The sequence below is a fragment of the Pseudomonas sp. TWR2-1-1 genome (genome assembly GCF_049897045.1).
GTDB classification, from domain to species: Bacteria; Pseudomonadota; Gammaproteobacteria; order Pseudomonadales; family Pseudomonadaceae; genus Aquipseudomonas; species Aquipseudomonas versuta.
Genome location: NZ_JAFCVM010000002.1, coordinates 290,373 through 314,847, shown reverse-complemented (window position 1 = coordinate 314,847; position 24,475 = coordinate 290,373). Strand labels below are relative to the sequence as shown.

Genomic DNA, 24,475 nt, shown 5'->3' with positions numbered 1-24,475 from the left:
ATGATTTTCAGGACTGCGGCACATGCATGAGCATCCACTTCACCGGTTTTTCAAATCCAGACGCGAGCAACCTGTCTTCCAGTGGGAGCGCTTTCAGCAGCGTGACATTCTGGTGATCGATCACCCGCACTGCCAGGCCGTGTTCAGCCGTCAGGGTGCGCAACTTCTGCATTTCAAGCCTACCGGGCAAAAGCCCTGGTTGTGGTGTGCTGCCAAATGGCCCCAGGTCGGTGCGATCCGTGGCGGCGTACCTGTTTTCTGGCCATGGTATGGCCGCCATCCGAGCGAAAATGCGTGGCCGTCCCACGGCTGGGCGCGCTTGATCGACTGGAAGTTGCTGGACAGCCATTCAGATGAAGAGGGCGTGAGCCTGCATTGGCGGTTGCAGCTGTGTGACTGGCAGGTTGACCTGCATGCGCGACTGGGCGAAGACATGGCGCTACACCTGAGTACCGAGCACCAGGACGATGAACCTTGCCAGCTGAGCCAGGCTTTACGCGCTTACTGGCGGATTGGTGATGTGGCTGAGGCAGCGCTGTCCGGGCTGGACGGAGTGCAAGGGTACGACCAGCTCAACCGTGAGGTTTGCCAGCAAAAGGGCGAGTTGCGGGTGGCGGGTGGTTGTCAACGGGTATTCCGGCATGACGGCGAAATGCAGCTCAATGATCACGCCTGGCGGCGCGCGCTGAGCATCGACACCGGTACAAGTGGCAACACGGTGGTGTGGCACCCGGGCAAGCGGCCGTTACTGGGTGTGAGCTGGAACGAAGTGATGGGATTTGTGTGTGTGGAGTCCACCAGCGGCGCAGCCCACAACCAGACTCTGGCCCCCGGCGAGCAAGCACATCTGAGCCTTCAGGCGCGGGCCAGGTTAGTGAGCGCCTGAACGAACCTGTCTGTAGGAGCGAGCTGTGTTTGTCTTAAAAGCTCGCTCCTATAGGCAAGCTCGCTCCTGCACTTGTTGGCTTCAATTAAACTCGTCACCCACCGGATAGCGGCTGGCGTTGAGGCTCTCCTTGATTTTGCGCAGGTGTGGCTGGAAATCCACGCCCCGGCGCAAGGTCATGCCGGTGGCCAATACGTCCAGTACGGTCAACTGGATGATGCGTGAGGTCATCGGCATGTAAATGTCGGTGTCTTCAGGCAGCGGGATGTTCAGGCTCAGGGTACTGGCCTTGGCCAGTGGCGAGTTCTCGGCGGTCAGTCCCAGTACCGAGGCACCGTTGGCCCGTGCAATGCGCGCCACCTCTACCAGCTCTCGCGTACGCCCGGTGTAAGAAATAATCACGAACAGCTCGCCGGTGTGCGCCACTGACGCAATCATGCGCTGCATCAACACGTCGGCATGGGCCGTGACGGCCAGGTTGAAGCGGAAGAACTTGTGCTGTGCATCCAGCGCCACCGGGGCCGAGGCGCCCAGGCCAAAGAAATGGATCTGGCGGGCCTGTATCAGCAAGTCGACGGCGCGACTCACAAGGTTGGGGTCCAGCGCCTGGCAGGCACTGTCGAGCGACGCAATCGCACTGCCGAAAATTTTCTGGGTGTAAGCTTCGGGATTGTCGTCGGCCTCGACCGCACGGCTGACGTAAGCGGCGCCGCTGGCAAGGCTCTGCGCCAGTTGCAGCTTTAATTCCGGGTATCCGCTGACTCCGAACGAACGGCAAAACCGGTTAACCGTCGGTTCACTGACCGAAGCTGCCTGGGCGAGCGCCGCAATGCTGAACCGGGTCGCCTGTTGCGGGTTCTGCAGGATGATTTCTGCCACTTTGCGCTCGGCCTTGTTCAGGTCTTCGAGGCGGCCTTTGATTTGTTCGAGTAAATTTCGCACGCGGTCCATTTATGTTCCTTGGTTCAGCGATGCAAAGAGCCGTGTTCTAAAGCGGCTCTGGAAGGTGGCCTATCCTACTTGTGGCCTGTTACGACCACTAGCAGGAATCTGCATTTTGAGAAAATGTTGTGTTTATTACTACATTTTTCCTTGAGTGATACCTTGAAAAAAGGTATTTGTAGCTTAACTTGATAAAAGAACAAACATCATGCCTTCGATTACGGTTGAACCGTGCACCTTTGCCTTGTTCGGCGCCCTTGGCGATTTAGCCTTGCGCAAGCTGTTTCCTGCTTTATACCAACTGGATCGCGCCGGGCTGTTGCACGCCGACACGCGCATTCTGGCGCTGGCTCGTGAGCCGGGCGACGCCCTCACGCATCTGGCGCACATCGACAGCCAGTTGCGCCAGTATGTGGGCGACAAGGAAATCGAAGATGAAGCGCTGACCCGCTTCCTGGCTCGTTTGAGCTATCTGCATGTAGATTTTCTCAATACTGACGATTATTTGCTTCTGGCCGAACAGGCCGGCACCGACCAGTCCCTGATTGCGTATTTCGCGACTCCTGCGGCGGTGTATGGCGCCATTTGCGAGAACCTGTCCAAGGTCGGTCTGGCTGAAAATACCCGTGTGGTGCTGGAAAAACCCATTGGTTCGGACCTTGACTCGTCGCGCAAGGTCAACGACGCCGTAGCGCAGTTCTTCCCCGAGACGCGTATTTACCGCATCGACCACTACCTGGGCAAAGAGACCGTTCAAAACCTCATCGCCCTGCGCTTTGCCAACAGTCTGTTCGAAACCCAGTGGAACCAGCGCTACATCTCTCACGTTGAAATCACCGTGGCCGAGAAAGTCGGTATCGAGGGGCGCTGGGGCTATTTCGACAAGGCCGGGCAACTGCGCGACATGATTCAGAACCACTTGTTGCAGCTGCTGTGCCTGATTGCCATGGATCCGCCTGCGGACTTGTCGGCAGACAGCATTCGTGACGAGAAAGTAAAAGTTCTCAAGGCGCTGGCCCCGATCAGCGCTGAGGGCCTGACCACCCAGGTGGTACGTGGCCAATACATCGCCGGTCACAGCGAAGGGCAGTCGGTCCCGGGTTATCTGGAGGAAGAAAACTCCAATACCCAGAGCGATACCGAAACCTTTGTTGCCCTGCGTGCCGATATTCGCAACTGGCGTTGGGCGGGTGTGCCGTTTTATCTGCGCACTGGCAAACGCATGCCGCAAAAACTGTCGCAGATCGTTATCCACTTCAAGGAGCCGTCGCACTACATCTTCGCCCCGGAGCAGCGTCTGCAAATCGGCAACAAGCTGATTATTCGCCTGCAGCCGGACGAAGGTATCTCCTTGCGGGTGATGACCAAAGAGCAGGGCCTGGATAAAGGCATGCAACTGCGCAGCGGCCCACTGCAATTGAATTTTTCCGACACGTACCGCAGTGCGCGGATTCCGGATGCCTACGAGCGTTTGTTGCTCGAAGTGATGCGCGGCAATCAGAACCTGTTTGTGCGCAAGGACGAAATTGAAGCGGCATGGAAGTGGTGTGACCAGTTGATCGCCGGCTGGAAAAAGTCTGGTGATGCGCCCAAGCCGTACGCGGCGGGCTCCTGGGGACCGATGAGCTCCATAGCATTGATTACGCGGGACGGGAGGTCTTGGTATGGCGATATCTGATTTGAAACTGCCTGAAGGGGTCAACGCGCACACCTTCAAGAACCCGGCGATTCTGGCCGAGGAACTGGCAAAAAAAGTGGCAGAGCAATTGAATGCAGCCATTGGTGCCCAAGGGGTTGCCACCCTGGTGGTATCGGGCGGTCGCAGTCCGGTAGCGTTTTTTCAGAGCCTGATCAAGCAACCGGTCGATTGGTCCAAAGTGGTGGTCAGCCTTGCTGATGAACGCTGGGTGCCGGTCGAACACGCCGACAGCAATGCCGGCCTGCTGAAAAAGCATCTGCTGCAAGGGCCTGGCGCCAAGGCGCGCTTTGTCGGCTTGTATAACGTTGCAGCCAATCTGGACGCTGCGGCAGAGCAAGCCGATCGGGCATTGGCCGAGTTGCCGCCGATTGATGTGCTGATCCTGGGGATGGGTGATGACGGGCATACCGCATCGCTGTTCCCCAACAGCCCGAATCTGCTTGAAGCCTTGAAGGCGGATGGCGAGCGCCGTTGCTGGCCGATGCTGGCACCGACCGTGCCTCATCAACGCTTGAGCATGAGCCGCAGCCTGCTGGCGAGCGCCAGGAACACGGTGCTGTCGATTCAAGGGCAGGCCAAATTGAATACCCTCAACGAAGCGCTGGCGGGCACTGATATTGCCGCCTTGCCGATTCGTGCCTTTCTGCAACCTACGTTAGAGATTTACTGGTGCCCATGAGCCAAGGATCAGCTGCCATGACAATAAAAACTTCCCACGTTTCGATGGCGGATAAAGTCGCCCTGATCGATGAACTGTGTGCCTCGGCGCGAATTCTGCCGGTGATCACCATCGCTCGTGAGCAAGACATTTTGCCGCTGGCCGATGCGCTGGCAGCGGGCGGTCTGACGGCACTTGAAGTGACCCTGCGTTCACAGTTCGGACTCAAGGCCATTCGTGTTCTGCGCGAGCAACGGCCCGAGCTGGTGACGGGTGCGGGCACCGTGCTGGACCGGCACATGCTGGCGGCTGCCGAAGAGGCCGGTTCGCAGTTTATTGTCACTCCGGGCATTACCCGTGACTTGCTCGAAGCCAGCGTGGCCAGCGATATCCCGCTGCTGCCGGGTATCAGCAATGCGTCCGGAATTATGGAAGGCTACGGTCTGGGTTACCGTCGATTCAAGCTGTTCCCGGCTGAAGTCAGCGGCGGTGTGGCGGCGATCAAGGCGCTGGGCGGCCCCTTCGGTGAAGTGAAGTTCTGCCCGACCGGTGGTGTTAGCCCGGCGAATATTCGCAACTACATGGCATTGAAAAACGTCATGTGTGTTGGCGGTAGCTGGATGCTCGACAGCGAGTGGATCAAGAACGGCGACTGGGCCCGGATCCAGGAATGCACGGCCGAGGCCCTGGCCCTGCTGGACTCAAGCCTGTAAAGAATTTGTTGTGTGTTCTACGGTTTTTGGTGCGCTTGGTCGGCGCACCTTTTTTTTGCCCGCAATTTGTTGGTGCCGGCACCCACTGTAGGAAAGCTCGCGAGCTTTTAAAAGATCGCGAGCAACCTCGCTCCTACAGTGGGTTGCAGGAAAGCTCGCGCAATGCCCTGATCAACCGGTTGATGTCATCCAGTGAGGTGCTCAAGCCCACGGTGATACGGATACAACTGCCGCAGGCTGAACCGTCGCGCACTACGGTGAACAGGTTGTAGTCCTCGAGCAGGCGGTCTGCCATCGGCTTTTGATCCTCCAGCCCAGAAAAGCGCAGCGCTGAAATGGCGCACTGCAAACGCGGATCGTCAGGCGTGAGTACTTCGATTCCCGGCATTTTTCGCGCTTCACTCACCCATAGCTCTCGCAGGTAGTTCAGGCGCTCGCCTTTGGCCCTGGCGCCACCCAATGCCTTGTGCTCTTGCAGCACCTTGGGCAGCGTCAGCCATGCCGCAATATTGACCGTGCCGTAGGGCGCACGGGTGCGGATGTCAGGCTCAGGGTAGCGCTGGCTGCCCATGTCCGGGGCAATGTCTGCCAGGCGCCGCGGGTCGATGTACATAAAGCCCAGGGTCAGAGGCCCGCCAATCCATTTATGCAGGTTGTAGCCAGCAAAGGCCACGCCCAGCGCCGGCAGGTCAAACTCGATCTGGCCGAGCGCATGGGCGCCATCCAGTACCACGTCCACCCCGTGAGCATTGGCCGCTTCGACAATCGCCTGCACCGGCAAAACCAGGCCGGTACGGTGGGTGACGTGGGTCAGCGCCATCAGTTTGATCCGCGGATAACGTTCAAATGCCTCGCGATAGCTGGCCACCAGGGCGTCATGGGTCGCGGGGTGCTGATGGACTATTTCGATGATCTCAAGGCCGCGATGCTGTGCCACCCAGCGCATGGCGGATTCGACGCTGGGGTACTCCAGGTCACTGATCAGTAACTGGTCGCCTGGCTGCAAGTTCTTGTAGTTGCCAATCAGCGATTGCAGTGCGTCCGAAGCGCAACGTGTGAGGGCGATACTGGCGTGTGCAACCCCGAGCATCCCGGCCAGCTGATTACGGATTTCGATGTTCTGCGGACCATCGAATTGCTGGCGTACATGCACCGAGTTGTTGCGGTTGATAAAGTCGATATTGCGCTGGTAGTCCTGGGCAACTCCCCGGGTCATACGCCCGAAGTAGCCGTTTTCCAGATTGACCGGGCCGGGTGCCATGTCATAGCGCTCGGCGATAGCGTGCCAGAAGTCTTCATTGCGGGCGTTCTCTTCAATCCTTGGCATGAGGCAACTCTATCAGTGGCGAGGTTTGGGTTTTCCGTGTTTGGCGCGCAACGGGTCGAGCAGGTCCGACAGACCGTTGTGATCGATTTCTTGCATCAGGGCCAGAAGGCCGCCCAATTCGCCGTGTGGAAAGCCTTCGCGGGCAAACCAGTTCAGGTACTGGCCCGGGAGGTCGGCGATGATTCGGCCTTTGTATTTGCCGAATGGCATTTCGCGAGTCACCAGCAGTTCGAGTTTTTCGGGGTTCATGCAACAGCCTTCGGGCACGTGGATCAACGGGATGAAAAATACAGGCATTTTGCATGCAGGCCAATTGACAGATCATGCAAATAAACCGGATACAGAAATAGCTGTTTTTTATAAGTCATTGATATATATGTAATTTTTTAAATTCTATAACTGGCACGAGCTCTGCAATACCTATTGCACGATCCTCAACCTTGTAAGGAATTGAACAATGACTGACCTTAATAAAGAAGCCATCTCTGTCCTGAACGATTTGATCGAAACCAGTAAAGATGGTCAGGAGGGATTCAAATCCTGTGCTGAAGATATCAAGCAACAGGATCTGAAGGCCTTTTTCGTCAAGCGCTCTGCCGATTGCGCTACAGCCGCTGCTGAATTGCAGAGTGCTGTTCGCTCACTGGGTGGCGAGCCGGAGACCAGCACCAGTGTGGCGGGTGACTTGCACCGTCGCTGGGTCGATGTGAAATCCATCTTTACCGGCAAGGGTGAAGAGGCGGTACTTAATGAAGCCGAGCGCGGCGAAGACCATGCGCTGAAGGCTTATAAAGAAGCCCTGGAAAAAATCGACAAGCACCAACTGCTGCACATTCGTGATCTGGTTGTGCGCCAGCTTCAAGGTGTACAGCGCAATCACGATGAAGTTAAAGCCTTGCGCAACCGGGTTCGTGCTCAATCCTGAGTACCGCGTGACCCCATAAAAAAACGCCGGCTAGCCGGCGTTTTTTTTATGTTTGCAAGTCAGCCGATGCTGATCGCCGGCAACACCGGCAGGGTCACGGTTTGTTGCTTGCGCGGGGCAATGATTTCGGCTTCACCGTCGACCACGATTTCATCGCGTTGATTGAAAACGCGGGTCGCGATACGGACGCGGAATTTCGGCATTTTCTCGAGAATTTCCAGACGCACGGTGAGGGTGTCGCCAATTTTTACCGGTTTCTGGAAGCTCATCTGCTGGCCGACATAAATAGTGCCCGGGCCAGGCAGCTCGCATGCCACGGCTGCGCTGATCAGCGCGCCACTGAACATGCCGTGGGCAATGCGCTCTTTGAACATGGTCGCAGCGGCAAATTCCGGATCGAGGTGCACCGGGTTGTGGTCACCGGACATGGCCGCAAAAAGCTGAATATCACGCTCTTCGACGGTTTTGCTGTAGCTGGCAGTCTGACCGACTTCGAGGGCTTCGTACGGGGTGTTGGTAACCTGAGTCATCTAGCGCATGTCCTGTGACGAGTGTTTAATTTCAAGTTTTTGATTTTAAAGTATTTTTTAGATGGTCGAGCTATTCGCTGTGTGGCGGACGAGCGTGAAGCAATGCCTGGTTCAGCCATTCGACAACGTCTGCCATCACTTGGTCACGGTTTGTTTCATTGAACAGTTCATGCCGTGCCTGCGGGTAGATATTGAGTTGCAAATGCAGACTGCCTGCTTTGCGCAACGCCCGGGCCAGGTCCTCAAGGCGCTTGCCTTCACTCACCGGATCACAGGCGCCACCCATCACCAGCAAGGGCAGGGCGGGATCAATCTGAGCGAGGTTGGACGCTTTGCTGATTTGCTGCAAGCCGCCCAGCAGGTCAATCCACAGTTGATTGGTGCAACGGAACCCGCACAAGGGGTCGCTGGCGTAGGCGTCGACTTCGGCCGGATCACGGCTTAGCCAGTCATATTGGGTGCGATTGGGTTTGAACGCTTTATTGAACGAGCCAAAAGACAGCCATTCGATCAGCGCACTGCGCCCTTTTGGACCCTGGCGCCAACGTTCCATGCGGGCTATCAGGCTGGCGCTGCGATACAGGGCGACGGGCTGGAAGTTGGAGGCGCTCAGAATCGCACCCTGCAAACTGTTGCTGTGGTGCAGCAAATAAGCCTGGGCGATATAACTGCCCATGCTGTGGCCGAGCAGAAAAGTCGGCAGCCCTGGATGGGCCTGGCCAATGTGCTGATTAAGACTGGCGACATCACTGACTACCGCGCACCAGCCATCTTCGTCAGCGAAGTAGCCCAATGTTCCGCGTTCACCTGTCTTGCCGTGGCCGCGCTGGTCATGGGCATAAAGACCAAAGCCGGCATCACACAGAACCTGCCCCAGGCGCGCGTATCTGGCGCTGTGTTCGGCCATGCCATGGGCAAGCAACACAATGGCCTTGGGGGTGCTGGCAGGCAGCCACTGGTTAACGAACAGGCCGCTGCGGTCATTCGCGTCCAGCCAGAAAGTCTCATGAATCATGGCCATTCCTTTACACGGAGTAGGAGCAGTGTATAGCGCATTCGCAGTCAAGCCACTTAACCCGCTATGCCGCAGTAATAAGATTCAAGATGTAAATGGCGAATATCGCTGTATTTGCCTACAACTTGATAACTGTTAACGTCCGTTAGCTCCGCTTTTCGACGCCCAGAGAAGCGGCCAGACATACTCAGGTACGAGGATAAAAATAATGCAACCTGATTTCTGGAACGACAAACGTCCTGCCGGTGTACCACTGGATATTGATATGACGGCCTTCAGATCGGTCGTAGATGTGTTTGAACGCTCCTGCAAGAAATTTGCAGATCGCCCGGCCTTCAGCAATTTGGGTGTGACCATCACTTATGCCGAACTGGAGCGCTACAGCGCAGCGTTCGCCGGTTATCTGCAAAACTGCACAGACCTCAAGCCCGGCGACCGCATTGCCGTACAAATGCCCAATGTCCTGCAGTACCCGATCGCGGTATTTGGTGCGTTGCGTGCAGGCCTGATAGTGGTCAATACCAACCCCCTGTACACCTCGCGCGAGATGCGCCACCAGTTCAAAAGTGCCGGAATCAGGGCGCTGGTGTATTTGAATATGTTTGGCAAACGTGTGCAGGAAGTGCTGGCAGATACCGAAATCGATTACCTGATTGAAGCCAGAATGGGCGACATGATGCCGGCAGCCAAAGGCTGGATCACCAACCTGGTGGTCGACAAGGTCAAAAAGCTGGTGCCGGCCTATCAACTGCCCCAGGCCATTGGGTTTAAAAGTGTGTTGCACCGTGGGGCTGGCCAGGTCATCCACCCGGTGCCGGTGACACTGGATGATACCGCCGTCATTCAATACACCGGAGGCACCACGGGGCTGCCCAAAGGGGCAATGCTCAGTCATGGCAATCTGGTCGCCAACATGCTGCAGGTCCGCGCTTGTCTTTCCCAACTGGACGAAGATGGCCAACCCTTCCTCAGAGACGGTCGCGAGATCATGGTGGCGCCTTTGCCGCTCTACCATATCTATGCATTCACGGCTAATTGCATGGGGATGATGGTCACTGGTAACCACAACATCCTGATCACCAACCCGCGTGATATCAAAGGTTTCATCAAGGAGTTGAAGAACTGGCGATTCACCGCGTTTCTGGGGCTCAATACCCTGTTTGTCGCGCTCATGGACCACCCGGACTTCAAGAGTGTGGATTTCTCGGGACTTAAAATCACCAATTCGGGCGGCACCGCACTGGTCAGGGCTACGGCTGAGCGTTGGGAAAAACTCACGGGGTGCCGCATCGTAGAGGGCTATGGTCTGACTGAAACTTCGCCTGTGGCCAGCGCCAACCCGTGCGGTTCTCTGGCAAGGCTGGGGACCGTGGGCATGCCTGTTCCGGGCACGGCGATGAAAGTAGTCGGCGATGACGGCAGCGACCTGGGCTTGGGTGAAAGCGGCGAGCTATGTGTCAAAGGCCCGCAGGTCATGAAGGGCTACTGGCAAAATCCGCAGGCAACCGCTGAAGTGCTGGACGCTGAGGGGTGGTTCAGGACGGGGGATATTGCGGTGATTGATCCCGACGGATTCGTGCGCATTGTCGATCGCAAAAAAGACCTGATTATCGTTTCAGGCTTCAATGTGTACCCCAATGAAATCGAAGACATCGTGATGGCCCACCCGAAGGTGGCGAGTTGCGCGGTGATCGGCGTACCTGACGAGCGCACCGGGGAGGCGGTCAAACTGTTTGTGGTTGCGCGCGCAGGCGGGGTTAATGTTGAAGAACTCCAGGCGTACTGCAAAGAGAACTTCACCGCTTATAAAGTGCCCAAGCAGATCGTCTTTCGTGATGCTTTGCCCATGACCGCCGTGGGTAAAATCCTGCGTCGAGAGTTACGTGATAACGCCTGATTCGTTCAGCCTAGCGACAAACGCCCGTTTGCTTTGAGCAAGCGGGCGTTTTTATTCGTCTATAACAATGTGCAGTGTTTGATTGAAATCCCTGCAAGGTTGGCTGTAATGCCCGGGATAGAGAGGTTTTAGCGTCAATAGAGTTTTTGTACTAATGATGACTTTGGATTGTCCTACAGTCAGGTTTGTGACTCTGGGGGGCATTTTTGGCTCTAGGCGGCCTCTGGCAAAGCTGCTACTCTCGGCGCGCTTTGTGACTTCTCGATAAGTAAAAAGCCAGAATTATCCATTACAAAATCAAACAAATAATAACCGCATAAAATGCGGTGAAGAATTCGCAACGCTGAGGAGCGGGCTTCCATGATTGACGGCTTTTGGAAGGATAAGTACCCAGCTGGGATTGCTGCTGAAATCAACCCGGACGAATACCCTAATATTCAGACGGTGTTGCGCCAATCTTGCCAGCGTTTTGCTGATAAACCAGCCTTTAGCAACCTCGGTAAAACCATCACTTACGGTGAGCTTTACGAGCAGTCTGGTGCTTTTGCTGCCTACCTGCAGCAGCACACCGATCTGCAACCCGGCGACCGGATCGCCGTGCAGTTGCCCAACTTGCTGCAATACCCGATCGCTGTGTTCGGAGCCATCCGCGCCGGCTTGATCGTGGTCAACACCAACCCGCTGTATACCGCGCGGGAAATGGAACACCAGTTTAATGACTCCGGCGCCAAGGCCCTGGTATGCCTGGCGAACATGGCGCACCTGGCCGAAAAGGTCGTGCCGCAGACTTCGATCAAGCATGTGATTGTCACTGAAGTGGCTGACTTGCTATCGCCCTTCAAGCGCGTGTTGATCAACAGTGTTATCAAATACGTGAAAAAAATGGTCCCGGCCTATCACTTGCCCAAGGCCATCAAGTTCAATGATGTGCTGAGCAAGGGGCATGGCCAGCCAGTGAACGAGGCCCACCCGGCCAGCAGTGACGTCGCTGTACTGCAATACACTGGCGGTACCACCGGGGTGGCGAAGGGGGCAATGCTGACCCATCGCAACCTGATCGCCAACATGTTGCAGTGCAAGGCGCTGATGGGCTCCAACCTTAATGAAGGTTGTGAAATCCTGATTACGCCATTGCCGCTTTACCACATCTACGCGTTCACCTTTCATTGCATGGCGATGATGCTGCTGGGCAATCACAACGTATTGATCAGCAACCCGCGCGACCTGCCTGCGATGGTTAAAGAACTGTCGAAGTGGAAGTTCACCGGCTTCGTGGGCCTTAACACCCTGTTTATTGCGCTGTGCAACAACGAGGGTTTCCGCAAGCTGGACTTCTCGTCGCTGAAAGTAACGTTGTCGGGCGGCATGGCTTTGCAACTCTCTGTGGCCGAGCGCTGGAAGACTGTAACCGGTTGTGCGATCTGTGAAGGTTACGGCATGACTGAGACCAGCCCGGTGGCTTCGGTCAACCCGATTCAAAATATTCAGATCGGTACTATTGGCATTCCGATGCCTTCGACCCTGTGCAAAGTCATCAACGATGCGGGTGAAGAGCTGCCGCTGGGTGAAGTCGGCGAGCTGTGCATCAAAGGCCCGCAGGTGATGAAAGGGTATTGGGAGCGTCCTGATGCCACCGCCGAGATCATGGACAGCGAAGGCTGGTTGAAGTCCGGTGATATCGCGGTTATTCAACCTGATGGCTATATGCGCATTGTTGATCGCAAGAAAGACATGATTCTGGTCTCTGGCTTCAACGTGTACCCGAACGAGCTGGAAGATGTAATGGCCTCCCTGCCTGAGGTGCTTCAATCAGCGGCGATTGGTATTCCAGATGAAAAAACCGGCGAGCTGATCAAGGTGTTTATCGTGGTCAAGCCGGGCATGACCCTGACCAAAGAGCAGGTGATGGCGCATATGCGCGCTAACCTGACCGCTTATAAAGCGCCGAAAATCGTCGAGTTCCGTGACAGTTTGCCGACCACTAACGTAGGCAAAATCCTGCGTCGTGAGTTGCGTGACGAAGAAATGAAGAAGCTGGGCCTTAAAAAGTAAGTTGCTCCGCAAACAACAAAGCCCCGCATTGCGGGGCTTTGTTGTTTTAGCTGGTGTCCGCCACTCTGCAGGAGGTTGCTCGCGATTCAGGCCGCGCAGTGTCTGATCCACTGCATCGATTTCATTGCGAGCAAGAGCGCTCCTGCCGGGTTTGAGTGGTTATTTCTGTAGAAACTGCGAGAAATTGACGCCTGTGCCTGTCGGACGCACATCTTGCAGGAAGGAGTCTTTGTCCGCGCTCAGCTCAAGGCTCATGGTTGGCGTACGCTTGTGCGTCGCGCGTACCACCATACCTTCGCGTTTCTCACGCAGGAATGCAGTCGTTACTTTCAAGTGCAGCAGTTCATCGGTACTTGGGGTGTGCAGCAGCAGATGCACCCATTCGTACTGGCCGACGGCCAGTCGAGCCAGAGGGATATCGAACCACCAGATGTTCTTGTTGGTGTTCAGTGTGGCGAAATGGCAGTTGTTGACGCCAAGCACCGCGCCGCCGAGTTCCTGGTTTCTGCGGGCAATGGCCAGCTTTTTATCGAGTTTCATAACCTTCCTACAATTGCTGATCTTCAGCGCCATAGCCTGAATACGTTGCGCATTCTCGGGGGTTAGGCGGCAAACATAAAGCTCAACCTGCTCGGAACGACGAAATGATGGCCTGAAAATAAATGAAACTCTCTTGGTGGCGGACGAGTCAATGATTCTGTCGATGTAATGACATCCGAAATTTCATCAGGAGAAATCCCATGAGCAGCACTGGCGATAAGATCAAAGGCAAAGCGAACGAAGCGGTAGGTAATGTCAAACAAGCAGTCGGTAAAGCGACCGACAATGACAAGCTGCGTACTGAAGGTAAGGCTCAAGAGCTCAAAGGCGAAGGCCAGCAGGCTGTAGGCAAAGTGAAAGATGCGGTCAAGAAAACCGTAGACAAGGCCTGACAGGCTAATTGCATGAGGCGCGTCGGGCGCCTGCTGCGAAATGAACGGCCATCCTGGTGATGGCCGTTTTTGCATAAGTGTTTCCAAAGTCGCCAACGCGGCTACATTTGAGGTACAACCCCTACCTTAAGCTGTTGGCTGGCTTGTAGAACTCAATTTCCAAGCGGCGAAAGGAGACGCTATGTTTTTCCCGGTCTTGAATGGCCTGCCGATAGGCAAAGTCCTGATCCGTACGGTAAAGGAGTTTATCGACGACGAAATGTCGACCTACGCCTCGGCGCTGGCCTATCAAATGCTGTTTTCGTTATTTCCCTTCATTCTGTTTTTGATTGCCTTGATCGGCTTCCTGCATCTGCCCGACTTTTTCACCTGGTTGCGACTGCAATCCGAACTGGTACTGCCGCCCCAGGCGCTGGAGCAGGTCAACCCGGTCATTGATCAGTTGCAGCAGTCCAAGGGCGGGTTGCTGTCGGTGGGTATCGTCATTGCCTTGTGGACCGCTTCGGCCGGTGTACGGCTAATGATGAGCGCGATGAATGCTGCCTACGATGTAGTCGAAGGCCGGCCGATCTGGAAGCGCTTTCCGCTGTCGATTTTTTACACCATCGGTATTGCCGGCATGCTACTGGCGGCTGCCGCGTTGATGGTACTCGGGCCGCAGGTCATGAGCTGGCTGGCAGGGCAGGTGGGGCTCGAAGATTTCGTTGTGACGCTATGGACCATCCTGCGTTGGCCCGTGATCGTATTGCTGATGATGGTGGCGGTGGCGGTAATGTATTACGTGATGCCGGATGTGGAGCAAAAATTCCGTTTCATCACCCCAGGCTCGGTGCTGGCGGTGGTGGTGTGGATCGTGGCTTCGTTGGGCTTTGCCTTTTATGTCAAAACCTTTGCTGACTACAACGCCATGTATGGCAGCATCGGTGCAATTATCGTGCTGTTGCTGTATTTCTACATTTCCGCCGCGGTGCTGCTGCTGGGGGCTGAAATGAACGCCGTGATCGAGCACATGTCGGCAGAGGGCAAGGATCCGGGCGAAAAAACCTTCGATGGATCCGACGACCCTGATCCCAAGCAACACGTCTCCGGGCTGGGGCGTGACCATTCCATTCCATCCACTCCAGATGAAGCCTGACTATGATTCGTGAAATTCTGAAAATGGGCGATGAGCGTTTACTGCGTGTCGCTCAGCCTGTGCCGGAGCACATGTTCGATACCCCGGAACTCTGGCAGTTACTGGACGACATGTTGCAAACCATGGAGCACGCGGGCGGTGTCGGGCTGGCGGCTCCGCAGATTGGCGTTGACCTGCAAATGGTGATCTTCGGTTTCGAGCACAGCGAGCGCTACCCGGATGCTGAGGCCGTACCACAAACCATCCTGATCAATCCGTTGATCACCCCGCTCAGTCCTGCGCTTGAAGAAGATTGGGAAGGCTGCCTGTCGGTGCCTGGTTTGCGCGGGACAGTCGAGCGTTTTCAAAAGATCCGTTACGAAGGCTTCACGCCTAAAGGTGAACCGATCGTACGTGTGGCAGAAGGTTTTCATGCACGAGTGGTGCAGCATGAATGCGACCACCTGATCGGTCGTCTGTATCCGTCGCGCATCAAGGACTTCAGCAAATTTGGTTTTATTGAAGTCTTGTTTCCGGATCTGGAGCCGGGCGCCGGAGAATAACTGCCCTACCTTGTAGGAGCGAGCTTGCTCGCGAGCTCTTTGAAAGCGCTTCGAAAAGCTCGCTCCTGCAGGGGCATCGGGTTCAACGGCCCATCGCTATCATCGCCTTGTTGCGTTGATAGCGGACCAGCCGCTCATGCAGGGCATGCGGCAAGTCGACATCCAGACCGAACCCCAGCTTTTCATAGAACCCTTGCAGTTCGGGGTCGCAGAACAACCAGACCGTCCCTTCGCACGATGAAATTGCCGCGTTGACCAGTGCTGCCGCTATGCCTTGCCCGCGCACTGCCGGATCGACAAACAGGCCGGTCAACCAGTAGCCGCTGGCCATAGGCCGAAGGCATAACCCGGCGATGATCTGTTCCTGGCGGGCTACCCACAATTGAGCGTCCTTGCTCGCTTTCATCGACGATTGGTGAGCGCGGTAAAACTTGTTCATCAAAGGCCACAGCGGCGCTTCGAGCAAAGAATAAGTAATGGCAGTCATAAGTCCACAGGCTTGAACAGGGGGGCGCCAGTATAAACAAATGAGGGCTTAAACTTATTAAACCTTGGCTATTGCCGCTTATTGGCAATTAAAAGGCTTTATTTGTCGTGGTTTTTTGAATAAAGGATTTTAAATATTAGTTAGCCATGGATCGGTGTTATACCTGTGACCACACCCCTGAACAGTTGAGCGCTTAAAATGGCCAAAGGCATGGATTCAAAGAAAGCCGCGAAGAAGAAACCGGCTAAAACAGCCGATGAGAAACGCGCAGACAAGAAAACCAAAAAATCCGAAGTCGGATTGTTTGGCCACTGAGTGATTGACAGGGGCCCGTAGCCCGGGCTCCTTCTGTTTTCAATTCCCGCCTCGTCCAATTGGATTATTTTTCACCGGTGAGCGCTTTGTCGCAGGCTGGTGGCGATTTGCTTGCACGCTTTATTTGGTTGGCTATGCTTCAGGTCTTGGGGCCGAGCAACTTTATCTAACATCCCCGAAGTGCGAACGACTCTATATTAAGGGCTACAGACACAGTCATTGTTGTGTCTTGACGCGTTTGAATTATCAATAGAAAGCATCTTTCGGGATTTCGCCATGTTCAATTTGCACCGCAAAGCCGATCTGCTCGAGAACCAGCGCCTTAGCGGTTCTCTGGATGATATCAAGGCCAAATTGATGGCCGTTGATCGCTCCATGGCAATGATCGAGTTCACGCCCGAAGGTGTCATTCTGGATGCCAACGAAAACTTCTGTCGCGTCATGGGCTATTCAGCCGACGAGATTCGCGGAAAACATCACCGCCTTTTTTGTGAGCCGGACTATCTTCGGGGTCAAGAGTACGCGCAGTTCTGGAGCGGACTTGCGAGCGGTGTACCCGTGAGTGGCACTTTCTTGCGGCTTGATAAAGCCGGTCGCGAGATTTGGCTCGAAGCCAGTTATATGCCGATTACAGGCCAGAATCGTGAAGTTGTCCGGGTATTGAAAGTGGCTTCCGACATTACTGAACGAATCAATAAAGAGCATGAAAACCAAAGTATTGTGAATGCGTTGAGCCGCGCCATGGCGATGGTTGAATTCTCTCCTGACGGTCATGTCATCACCGCCAACCAGAACTTTATCGACACCATGCATTACTCATTGGCTGAGATTGTAGGCCAGCATCACAGCATGTTCTGCCTGCGCAGTGAGAGCGAGTCAGCCGGGTATAAAGCATTTTGGGCTTCTCTGAACCGTGGCGAATATCACTCCAGGCGCTTTGAACGGGTTGATAAATACGGTCATACGGTTTTCCTGGAGGCGTCCTACAACCCGATTTTTGATGCCAAGGGTCGACTGTATAAAGTGGTGAAGTTCGCCAGCGACATCACCGCTCAAGTGACCAGCCTGCAAACCGCCGCCGAATCGGCCCATAGCACCTCGGTACAAAACGACGCCTGTGCACAGAAGGGCTCGCAGGTGGTTCAGCAAACCGTACAGATCATCGAAGCCATCTCCAAAGATCTCAATGAAGCCGCGCAAAGCATTGATGCGGTGAGCAAGCAGTCCGACATCATTGGCAAAATCGTGCAGACCATTCGCGGTATTGCCGACCAGACCAACCTATTGGCACTCAATGCCGCGATTGAAGCGGCCAGGGCCGGCGAGCACGGACGGGGCTTTGCAGTGGTCGCCGATGAGGTCAGAAGCCTGGCGGCACGTACCAGCGCGGCAACGGTGGAAATTGTCGAGGTGGTACGCAAGAACCATGATTTGTCACTGAGCGCGGTGAACAGCATGCAGTCGAGCCTGAGCCGGACCGGGCTGGGGGTTTCGCTGGCGAACGAGGCTGGCGAAGCGATTCTGGAGATCCAGCAGGGCTCCAGGCATGTGGTAGATGCCATCAGCCAGTTCAATTCGACCTTGCAGTTGCACTAAAGCCCAATCACTCCCTCGATTGCTGCGTACTCGCTGCCCAAGCCCCTATGGTTCTTAGCGATGGGCAATGTTCTCCAGCGCCAGGTTGCGGGTGCGCGGGCCAAAACCGCCGATGGTAATCATCACGATGAGCATGCTGCTGACGATGAACGCCAAAACTCCCGGGGTGCCGAAGTGCTCCAGGAAAATACCGACCAACAAGCTGCTGAATACAGTGGACAGACGGCTGAAGGAATAGCAAAAGCCGACGGCGCGTGCCCGGATGTTGGTGGGGAACAGTTCGCTTTGATAGGAGTGGTAGCTGAAGCTCAGCCATGCGTTACAGAAGGTGATCATCACCCCACAAAAGACCAGGCCCAAGGCGCTGGTCTGAAACGCAAACAAGGTACCGAAAATCATGGCTCCCAGTGCCGAGCCGACAATCTGCCATTTGTTTTCAAAGCGGTTGGCGAAGCGCATGAACAGCAGCGGCCCCAGAGGGTAGGCCAGGGTAATGATGAAGGCATACATCAAGCTGTGGGTGACGCTGACTCCCTGACCTGAAATCAATGCGGGCAACCAGTTGCCGAACCCGAAAAACCCGATGGCCTGAAATACGTGGAACACGATCAGCATGATGGCGCGTCGGCGGTACGGCGGTTTCCAGATATCGGCAAAGCGCCCTTCACCCTCAAGGTTCACGGGTTCGGGCTCTGGAATATCCAATGGCTGTTTATGATCGCGCAGGCAGCGCGATTCCAGGTCACCCAGGATTTTATTGGCCTCTTCAAAGCGACCTCTTTGCGCGAGCCAGCGTGGGGACTCAGGCAGGCTTGAGCGTAACCACCAGATAAACAGCGCAAACACTGCACTGGCCAATACCACCCAGCGCCAGCCCGAAATTCCAAACGGCGCCTGTGGTACCAGCCACCAGGACATCAATGCCACGGCCGGTACTGACAAGAACTGGATAAAGAACGCAAAGGCAAAAGCAGAACTGCGCATGCGCTTGGGCACCAGTTCTGACAGGTAGGCGTCAATCGTGACCAGTTCAATCCCCAGGCCAATGCCCACCAGGAAACGCATGAGGATGATACCCAGTGCCGAACTCTGAACGCCCATCAAAACAGTGGCGATGGTGTACCAGATCAAGGCGAAGGTGAAAATGGCGCGCCGTCCGAAGCGGTCGGCCAAGGGGCTGAGCATGCTGGCGCCAAGGAACAGGCCAAGAAAAGTGGCCGAGGCGAAAGCGGCCTGATCCGAAAAGCCGAACACCCCTTGTGCCCCCGTCGCGAAAATACCGTCGCGAATCAGGCCCGGGCTTATATAGGCCGTCTGGAACAGGTCATAAAGCTCAAAAAATCCGCCTATTGAAAGCAGGGCCACTAATTTCCAGACACTGGCCACGGCAGGCAGGCGATCAATGCGTGCGCTGATCCAGGCCGCACGGGAAGGATCAATTCCGTCCGCTGGCGAAGCGGGTCCGGCAGTGTAGGTAGAGGAGACTTCAGGCATTGGCGAACTTCCCTTTCTATAAGTCAGAAAGGGTAGTTCGCTTACTAAGGTTATTGCTTGTTAAGTTTGGGCCCGGACTGAAGAAATTCAGCGTCTTGTTGCCATAAGTGGTTACAAATTAGTGCTTTATGCTGCGACTGCTTTACCGGACCTAAGTACTTTCACGCACCATCAAGTCAAAGCCCATGTCCTGGATCGGATTGGCGACCCGGTTTCCTGCCATCAAAGTGAGCATCTGCTCGGCGGCGTGACGGCCAATGGCTTCTCGCGGTGTGCGAATGCTGCTGAGGCGCGGCACCATAAACTCGGAGGAGGGCAGATCGTTGAATCCCAGGATGGCAATTTGCCCGGGGATTTTAATGCCGATGCGCGCGGCTTCCAGCAGGGCGCCCTGTGCCAGGTCGTCATTGCCGAAAAATATGGCATCCACTTGCGGATGGTTGGCCAGCAACTGCAAAAACATTTCGCCGCCCAGGCCGACAGAGGAGGGGCGAGGCGTCAGCATTTCAAGATCGGGGTTGTACAGGCCGGCTTGCTGCAAGGCGAGGCGATACCCTTCGCCGCGCAACAGAGTGCGCTGGTCAAGTTGTGCACCTATATAGGCCAGGCGACGACGCCCGCGTGAAATCAAGTGGTGTGCAGCGGTCTCTCCGGCTTTTATCTGTGAAAAGCCTACGCAATTGAGGCCTGCGGCGGCGTCCAGTTCCATCATGTATACGCAGGGCACATTGCTGTTCTCGATCATCCGGCGCGAGCTTTCGGAACGATCAAAACCTGTCAGCAGTAACCCCCGTGGCTGGTAGGACATGTAGTTGCGCAGCAGGTTTTCTTCTTCGTCCCGGGAGTAGTGAAAGTTGCCGATCAGCACTTCAAAGCCCTTGGGCCGCAAGACGGAATGAATAGCTTCGAGCGTGTCGATAAACAGCAGGTTGGACAGTGATGGCACCAGCACCACCACGGAATGGCTCTGCGCCGAGGCCAGCGCCCGTGCCGCCGGATTGACCACATAGTTCAGTTCGTCGGCAGCCTTGCGCACCTTTTCAGCAAGCTCAGTGGCAACACTGCTGATCCCGCGCAGGGCCCGCGAGGCGGTAATCGGGCTGACGCCGGCAAGGCGGGCGACTTCATTAAGGGTGGGGCGACCCGTGGTTCGGGTGTTTTTATCGTTTTTAAAGGAGGTCATCGGGCGGCTTGCCAAACAAAAAACAAGTCACTAAGGTAGCGCTGTCCTGGGATCCCCGCAATTGCCTGATTGCGCCCGGGGCAGTTACCCCAGCTTTGTATGTCGAGAGCGCCACCGCGTCTCCCCATAAAAACGAGAAATAGACGTCGGTAGCCTAGGCTTTGTGCTTTGCTTTCAACTATTGAACGCATCAACAAAGACAGCGCTGTCTACGGACTGAGGTGTTTCATGAGTCAACCTATCACTGCCCTGGTCATCATGGGTGTTGCCGGCTGCGGCAAGTCCAGCGTGAGCCAGGCCTTGTGCCAGCTTAATGGTGCGACCCCGATTGAAGGCGATGCGTTTCACCCTGCGGCCAACATTGAAAAGATGAGTGCCGGTATCCCCCTGACCGATGAAGACCGTGCCGGCTGGCTCGACAGCCTGTGTGATGAACTGCGTCGTGCTGTTGCCAAGGGCCAGCGTCCGGTGCTGACCTGTTCGGCCCTCAAGCTGCGTTATCGCGAGCGCTTGCGCAATGCTGTCGACGGTCTGGGCTTTGTGTTTCTGGAGCTGACGCCTGAGGTGGCCGCTGATCGTGTGGCTCATCGTCCGGGGCACTTTATGCCCAAGACCCTGATCGACAGTCAGTTCGCGACGCTTGAATCGCCAGCCGATGAGCCTCTGGTGCTGACATTGAATGCTGCACAGATGGACATCGACCAGTTGGCACACGCTGCCCGTGACTGGTGGTGTGAGCAGTCGGTGTTGGTAACCTCATGATTTTGTTGCAGACAGACAGCGCTATCCGCCTCGGCAATGGCAGCACACACGTACTTGATAACAACAACAAGTCAGGAGACGCCCCATGCTAGGCATGTCCCACAACACCTTTCTGCTGCTTGATGCAGTGGTGACCATTATCGGGCTGATCGTATTGATCACCCGATTCAAGCTGCACCCCTTTATTGCCTTGATCATTGCCTCTGCGTTTCTGGGCCTGACTGCCGGCATGCCTGCCAACCTGATCATCAAATCGTTCCAGGATGGTTTTGGCGGCGTACTGGGCTTTGTCGGGATCATCCTGGCGCTGGGCACCATGCTTGGCAAAATGATGGCTGACTCCGGCGGTGCTGACCAGATTGCCCGTACGCTGATCCGTGCATTCGGCAAGGAGCGGGTGCAGTGGGCAATGATGTTTGCCGCGTTTTTGGTCGGTATTCCGCTGTTTTTCGAGATCGGTTTTGTATTGCTGATCCCGCTGGTATTTATTGTCGCGCGCCGTACCGGGGTTTCGATCATTAAAATCGGTATCCCGCTGCTCGCCGGTTTGTCGGCAGTACACGGTCTGGTACCGCCGCACCCGGGGCCGTTGCTGGCCATCGGTGTATTCGGTGCCGATATCGGTAAAACCATCCTGTATGGCCTGATCGTAGCCTTGCCGACGGCCATCATTGCCGGCCCGATCTACGGTACTTTCATCGCCAAATACATTCCCGGCAACCCGTCTCAGGAATTGATGGACCAACTGGCGAGCGAGCCTGAGTCCAGCAGTCTGCCGAGCTTTAGCATCACCTTGATCACCGTGCTGTTGCCGGTATTCCTGATGTTGCTCAAGACGTTCGCGGACGTTGCGTTGCCGGACGGTAACTTCTTCCGTAGCTGGATGGACATGATCGGTCACCCGATCAGTGCCCTGTTGCTGGCATTGCTGTTGGCGCTGTACACCTTCGGCGCCCGGCAGGGTATCGACTCCAAGCGCATTCTGAAGTTGCTCGACGCGAGTCTGGCTCCCACCGCAGCGATCATTCTGATCATTGGTGCGGGCGGCGGCTTCAAGCAAATGCTGGTAGCCAGCGGTGTGGGTGATGTGATCGGCCACATGGCGGTCAACGCGCAAATTTCGCCGATCCTGCTGGCGTGGCTGGTGGCAGCGGTCATCCGTGTTGCCACCGGTTCTGCAACGGTCGCGACTATTACCGGGGCGGGGATTGTGTTACCGGTGGTGGACCTGATTCCAGGTGTGAACCGTGAATTGCTGGTACTGGCAACAGGTGCCGGCTCGTTGATTTTGTCTCACGTCAACGATGCGGGTTTCTGGCTGGTGAAGCAGTACTTCAACATGACCGTGGCTGAAACCTTCAAGACCTGGACAGCGATGGAAACCATCCTGTCGATCGTAGCCTTGATCTTTATCCTGCTGCTGTCGCTGGTGGTTTAAGCCCCTCTGAGTGTGCGGGAGCGAGCAATCGCGCTCCCGCACACAGACGGCAAGACTTAACTCGCGCTCAAACCGTCGGCCCTGAACATCGTGCGAATACCGCGCAGGGCCTGTCGAATGCGATCCTGGTTTTCAATCAGGGCAAAACGCACATGGTCATCGCCATACTCACCAAATCCTACGCCTGGTGAGACACATACTTTGGCGTCCGCCAGCAGTTTTTTGGCAAATTCCAGCGAGCCCATGTGTGCATAGGCCTCGGGAATCTTGGCCCAGACATACATCGATGCTTTCGGGTTTTCGACCATCCATCCCAGTTCGTGCAGGCCTTTGACCAGCACGTTGCGGCGTTGACGGTACTGTTCGGCGATATCTTTCACGCATTGCTGGTCGCCTTCGAGCGCGGCAATTGCTGCAACTTGCAGCGGGGTGAACGTGCCGTAGTCGTGATAGCTCTTGATCCGCGCCAAAGCGTTGACCAGCTCCGCATTGCCCACCATAAAACCGATACGCCAGCCTGCCATGTTGTAGCTTTTTGACAGGGTAAAGAACTCCACCGCGATGTCCTTGGCGCCCGGCACTTGCATGATCGAGGGGGCTTTCCAGCCGTCATAGACAATGTCGGCATAGGCCAGGTCGTGAACCACCAGCACATCGTATTGCTTGGCCAGGGCCACCACGCGCTCGAAGAAATCCAGTTCTACACACTGCGCCGTCGGGTTGGACGGGAACCCCAGAATCATCATCTTGGGTTTGGGGATCGAGCCGCGAATGGCTTTTTCCAGCTCGGCAAAAAAGTCCACGCCCGGGATCAGCGGCACCGAACGCACCTGGGCGCCGGCAATCACGGCACCATAAATGTGGATCGGATAGCTGGGGTTCGGCACCAGTACCGTGTCGCCCTGATCCAGGGTGGCGAGCATCAAATGCGCCAGGCCTTCCTTGGAACCGATGGTGACAATGGCTTCGTGTTCAGGGTCGATTTCAACGTTGTAGCGGTCGGCATACCAGCGGGAAATTGCCCGGCGCAAACGTGGGATACCGCGGGAAGTCGAGTAGCCGTGGGTGTCCTCACGCTGTGCGACGGTGCAGAGTTTTTCGACTATATGCGGTGGCGTCGGGCCGTCAGGGTTGCCCATGCTGAAATCGATAATGTCTTCGCCACGCCGGCGTGCCGCCATTTTCAGCTCGGCAGTGATATTGAAAACATAAGGGGGGAGTCGATCTATGCGCGCAAAGCGGCGCGGCGAACGTGGTTCGGCCATGTGTGCCTCTGATACGTAAGCGCCCGGAACCGTCCGAGCGACGTGGACCACTGCGGTGGTCCGGGCGGAACAATAAAGGGGCTGATGGCCTTTTGTCCAGATACAAGTTTTTGGCGCCTTAACACCCCTGTTTTTTTGTTCCTATACTGAGCAGCTATGCTGCCTACTTACTCAATGAGCACGCTCTTATGGACCAAACACCGAAGTTTGAATTGCCAGCGCCGCGATTTGCCAAAGGCCATTTTCAATTGATTGCCGGTCTGGGCGGGCGCTTTACTCAGGAGAGCGCTGAACGGATTCCGCAATTATGGGAACAGTTCGTTCCAGAGATACCTAAAATTCCCTGCAAGATTGGCGAAGAAACCTATGGTGTCTGCTGTAATCCAGATGGCCACGGTGGCTTCGAATATATCGCCGGGGTTGCCATCAGCAAGCTTGATGACTTGCCTGAGTGCTATCGCTGGATTGAGTTGCAAGAACAGGATTACGCCGTTTTTGAACATCGGGGTTCATTGGCCAATCTGAGCCAGACCTTTCAGGCGATCTGGAACGACTGGTTACCCCAATCTGCTTATGAAGCAGCGGATGCACCTGAATTTGAGCGTTACAGTGCTGACTTCAACCCGAACACCCGTGCCGGGCTGCTGGAAATCTGGTTGCCGGTCAAACCGCGGGTTTAGCG

The 24,475-nt window shown here is 55.7% G+C and carries 24 protein-coding genes and 1 pseudogene; 15 read left to right on the top strand and 10 right to left on the bottom strand.

Annotation, left to right across the window (positions count from 1 at the left end; genetic code table 11):
• Positions 1-22 precede the first annotated feature (22 nt).
• The gene (locus ACP7BO_RS06395) at positions 23-886 is read left to right on the top strand and encodes a D-hexose-6-phosphate mutarotase (protein WP_397454551.1); all 864 of its coding nucleotides are present in this window, start codon (positions 23-25) and stop codon (positions 884-886) included.
• An 81-nt stretch (positions 887-967) separates the two neighbouring features.
• Here the strand turns inward: ACP7BO_RS06395 and ACP7BO_RS06390 are convergent, their stop codons facing one another.
• Positions 968-1,828, bottom strand: a complete 861-nt coding sequence (locus ACP7BO_RS06390; RefSeq protein ID WP_171970613.1) for a MurR/RpiR family transcriptional regulator — start codon at positions 1,826-1,828, stop codon at positions 968-970.
• A gap of 208 nt (positions 1,829-2,036) precedes the next feature.
• On the opposite strand from ACP7BO_RS06390, the gene zwf reads away from it, so the two are divergent.
• Genes zwf through ACP7BO_RS06375 form a run of 3 tightly spaced genes read left to right on the top strand, consistent with a single transcriptional unit; the run spans position 2,037 to position 4,898 of the window.
• Positions 2,037-3,506, top strand: coding sequence for a glucose-6-phosphate dehydrogenase (gene zwf / locus ACP7BO_RS06385; protein WP_426209175.1), 1,470 nt, complete (start codon positions 2,037-2,039; stop codon positions 3,504-3,506).
• Positions 3,493-4,206: a 6-phosphogluconolactonase gene (pgl, locus tag ACP7BO_RS06380; protein WP_426209173.1), complete on the top strand. Its 714-nt coding sequence runs from the start codon at positions 3,493-3,495 to the stop codon at positions 4,204-4,206. The genes zwf and pgl overlap by 14 nt, the downstream gene beginning before the upstream one ends.
• Positions 4,203-4,898 carry a bifunctional 4-hydroxy-2-oxoglutarate aldolase/2-dehydro-3-deoxy-phosphogluconate aldolase gene (locus ACP7BO_RS06375; RefSeq protein WP_171970609.1) on the top strand — a complete coding sequence of 232 codons (696 nt, stop codon included), beginning with the start codon at positions 4,203-4,205 and terminating at the stop codon, positions 4,896-4,898. The genes pgl and ACP7BO_RS06375 overlap by 4 nt, the downstream gene beginning before the upstream one ends.
• Before the next feature lie 133 nt (positions 4,899-5,031).
• On the opposite strand, the gene ACP7BO_RS06370 is transcribed toward ACP7BO_RS06375, so the two are convergent.
• Positions 5,032-6,225: an aminotransferase class V-fold PLP-dependent enzyme gene (locus tag ACP7BO_RS06370; RefSeq protein ID WP_426209170.1), complete on the bottom strand. Its 1,194-nt coding sequence runs from the start codon at positions 6,223-6,225 to the stop codon at positions 5,032-5,034.
• Between the two features lie 12 nt (positions 6,226-6,237).
• A complete protein-coding gene (locus tag ACP7BO_RS06365; protein ID WP_019693207.1) occupies positions 6,238-6,474 on the bottom strand; it encodes a DUF3820 family protein in 237 nt (78 codons plus the stop codon).
• A gap of 208 nt (positions 6,475-6,682) precedes the next feature.
• Here ACP7BO_RS06365 and ACP7BO_RS06360 point away from each other — a divergent pair, with 208 nt between their 5' ends.
• Complete coding sequence (locus tag ACP7BO_RS06360; protein ID WP_397454547.1) at positions 6,683-7,150, top strand: PA2169 family four-helix-bundle protein; 468 nt, start codon at positions 6,683-6,685, stop codon at positions 7,148-7,150.
• A 59-nt stretch (positions 7,151-7,209) separates the two neighbouring features.
• Here ACP7BO_RS06360 and ACP7BO_RS06355 read toward each other — a convergent pair whose 3' ends face one another.
• On the bottom strand, positions 7,210-7,680 hold the full coding sequence (locus tag ACP7BO_RS06355) for a MaoC family dehydratase (RefSeq protein ID WP_060694572.1): 471 nt from the start codon (positions 7,678-7,680) through the stop codon (positions 7,210-7,212).
• Between the two features lie 70 nt (positions 7,681-7,750).
• Entirely contained in the window at positions 7,751-8,695 is a 945-nt protein-coding gene (locus ACP7BO_RS06350; RefSeq protein WP_426209168.1) for a lysophospholipase, read from the bottom strand.
• A 208-nt stretch (positions 8,696-8,903) separates the two neighbouring features.
• Here ACP7BO_RS06350 and fadD2 point away from each other — a divergent pair, with 208 nt between their 5' ends.
• Both fadD2 and fadD1 read left to right on the top strand, forming a co-directional pair.
• On the top strand, positions 8,904-10,592 hold the full coding sequence (gene fadD2 / locus ACP7BO_RS06345) for a long-chain-fatty-acid--CoA ligase FadD2 (protein WP_426209166.1): 1,689 nt from the start codon (positions 8,904-8,906) through the stop codon (positions 10,590-10,592).
• Positions 10,593-10,952: 360 nt separating this feature from the next.
• Positions 10,953-12,644, top strand: coding sequence for a long-chain-fatty-acid--CoA ligase FadD1 (fadD1, locus tag ACP7BO_RS06340; RefSeq protein ID WP_073509662.1), 1,692 nt, complete (start codon positions 10,953-10,955; stop codon positions 12,642-12,644).
• A gap of 159 nt (positions 12,645-12,803) precedes the next feature.
• Here fadD1 and ACP7BO_RS06335 read toward each other — a convergent pair whose 3' ends face one another.
• Complete coding sequence (locus ACP7BO_RS06335) at positions 12,804-13,184, bottom strand: hypothetical protein (RefSeq protein WP_003440740.1); 381 nt, start codon at positions 13,182-13,184, stop codon at positions 12,804-12,806.
• 200 nt (positions 13,185-13,384) lie between these two features.
• Here ACP7BO_RS06335 and ACP7BO_RS06330 point away from each other — a divergent pair, with 200 nt between their 5' ends.
• From ACP7BO_RS06330 to def, 3 genes are all read left to right on the top strand, one after another.
• The gene (locus tag ACP7BO_RS06330; protein WP_397454542.1) at positions 13,385-13,576 is read left to right on the top strand and encodes a CsbD family protein; all 192 of its coding nucleotides are present in this window, start codon (positions 13,385-13,387) and stop codon (positions 13,574-13,576) included.
• 181 nt (positions 13,577-13,757) lie between these two features.
• Entirely contained in the window at positions 13,758-14,711 is a 954-nt protein-coding gene (locus ACP7BO_RS06325) for a YihY/virulence factor BrkB family protein (RefSeq protein WP_060694562.1), read from the top strand.
• Between the two features lie 2 nt (positions 14,712-14,713).
• Complete coding sequence (gene def / locus ACP7BO_RS06320) at positions 14,714-15,253, top strand: peptide deformylase (RefSeq protein ID WP_397454541.1); 540 nt, start codon at positions 14,714-14,716, stop codon at positions 15,251-15,253.
• A gap of 82 nt (positions 15,254-15,335) precedes the next feature.
• Here def and ACP7BO_RS06315 read toward each other — a convergent pair whose 3' ends face one another.
• A complete protein-coding gene (locus ACP7BO_RS06315) occupies positions 15,336-15,740 on the bottom strand; it encodes a GNAT family N-acetyltransferase (RefSeq protein WP_397454540.1) in 405 nt (134 codons plus the stop codon).
• Between the two features lie 591 nt (positions 15,741-16,331).
• On the opposite strand from ACP7BO_RS06315, the pseudogene ACP7BO_RS06310 reads away from it, so the two are divergent.
• Both ACP7BO_RS06310 and ACP7BO_RS06305 read left to right on the top strand, forming a co-directional pair.
• Positions 16,332-17,105 (top strand): annotated as a pseudogene (locus tag ACP7BO_RS06310) (PAS domain-containing protein); the annotation flags it as partial.
• On the top strand, positions 17,079-17,651 hold the full coding sequence (locus tag ACP7BO_RS06305; RefSeq protein WP_397457298.1) for a methyl-accepting chemotaxis protein: 573 nt from the start codon (positions 17,079-17,081) through the stop codon (positions 17,649-17,651). The pseudogene ACP7BO_RS06310 and the gene ACP7BO_RS06305, both read left to right, overlap by 27 nt.
• Before the next feature lie 54 nt (positions 17,652-17,705).
• Here ACP7BO_RS06305 and ACP7BO_RS06300 read toward each other — a convergent pair whose 3' ends face one another.
• Both ACP7BO_RS06300 and ACP7BO_RS06295 read right to left on the bottom strand, forming a co-directional pair.
• Positions 17,706-19,145: an MFS transporter gene (locus ACP7BO_RS06300; RefSeq protein WP_426209162.1), complete on the bottom strand. Its 1,440-nt coding sequence runs from the start codon at positions 19,143-19,145 to the stop codon at positions 17,706-17,708.
• A gap of 151 nt (positions 19,146-19,296) precedes the next feature.
• Positions 19,297-20,328 carry a LacI family DNA-binding transcriptional regulator gene (locus tag ACP7BO_RS06295; RefSeq protein WP_426209160.1) on the bottom strand — a complete coding sequence of 344 codons (1,032 nt, stop codon included), beginning with the start codon at positions 20,326-20,328 and terminating at the stop codon, positions 19,297-19,299.
• A gap of 228 nt (positions 20,329-20,556) precedes the next feature.
• Here ACP7BO_RS06295 and ACP7BO_RS06290 point away from each other — a divergent pair, with 228 nt between their 5' ends.
• Both ACP7BO_RS06290 and ACP7BO_RS06285 read left to right on the top strand, forming a co-directional pair.
• A complete protein-coding gene (locus ACP7BO_RS06290; protein ID WP_397454538.1) occupies positions 20,557-21,090 on the top strand; it encodes a gluconokinase in 534 nt (177 codons plus the stop codon).
• A gap of 85 nt (positions 21,091-21,175) precedes the next feature.
• Complete coding sequence (locus ACP7BO_RS06285) at positions 21,176-22,528, top strand: GntP family permease (RefSeq protein ID WP_073509666.1); 1,353 nt, start codon at positions 21,176-21,178, stop codon at positions 22,526-22,528.
• A gap of 56 nt (positions 22,529-22,584) precedes the next feature.
• On the opposite strand, the gene alaC is transcribed toward ACP7BO_RS06285, so the two are convergent.
• A complete protein-coding gene (gene alaC / locus ACP7BO_RS06280) occupies positions 22,585-23,793 on the bottom strand; it encodes an alanine transaminase (RefSeq protein WP_397454537.1) in 1,209 nt (402 codons plus the stop codon).
• A gap of 188 nt (positions 23,794-23,981) precedes the next feature.
• On the opposite strand from alaC, the gene ACP7BO_RS06275 reads away from it, so the two are divergent.
• Positions 23,982-24,473: a GyrI-like domain-containing protein gene (locus ACP7BO_RS06275; protein ID WP_426209157.1), complete on the top strand. Its 492-nt coding sequence runs from the start codon at positions 23,982-23,984 to the stop codon at positions 24,471-24,473.
• Positions 24,474-24,475: the final 2 nt, after the last annotated feature.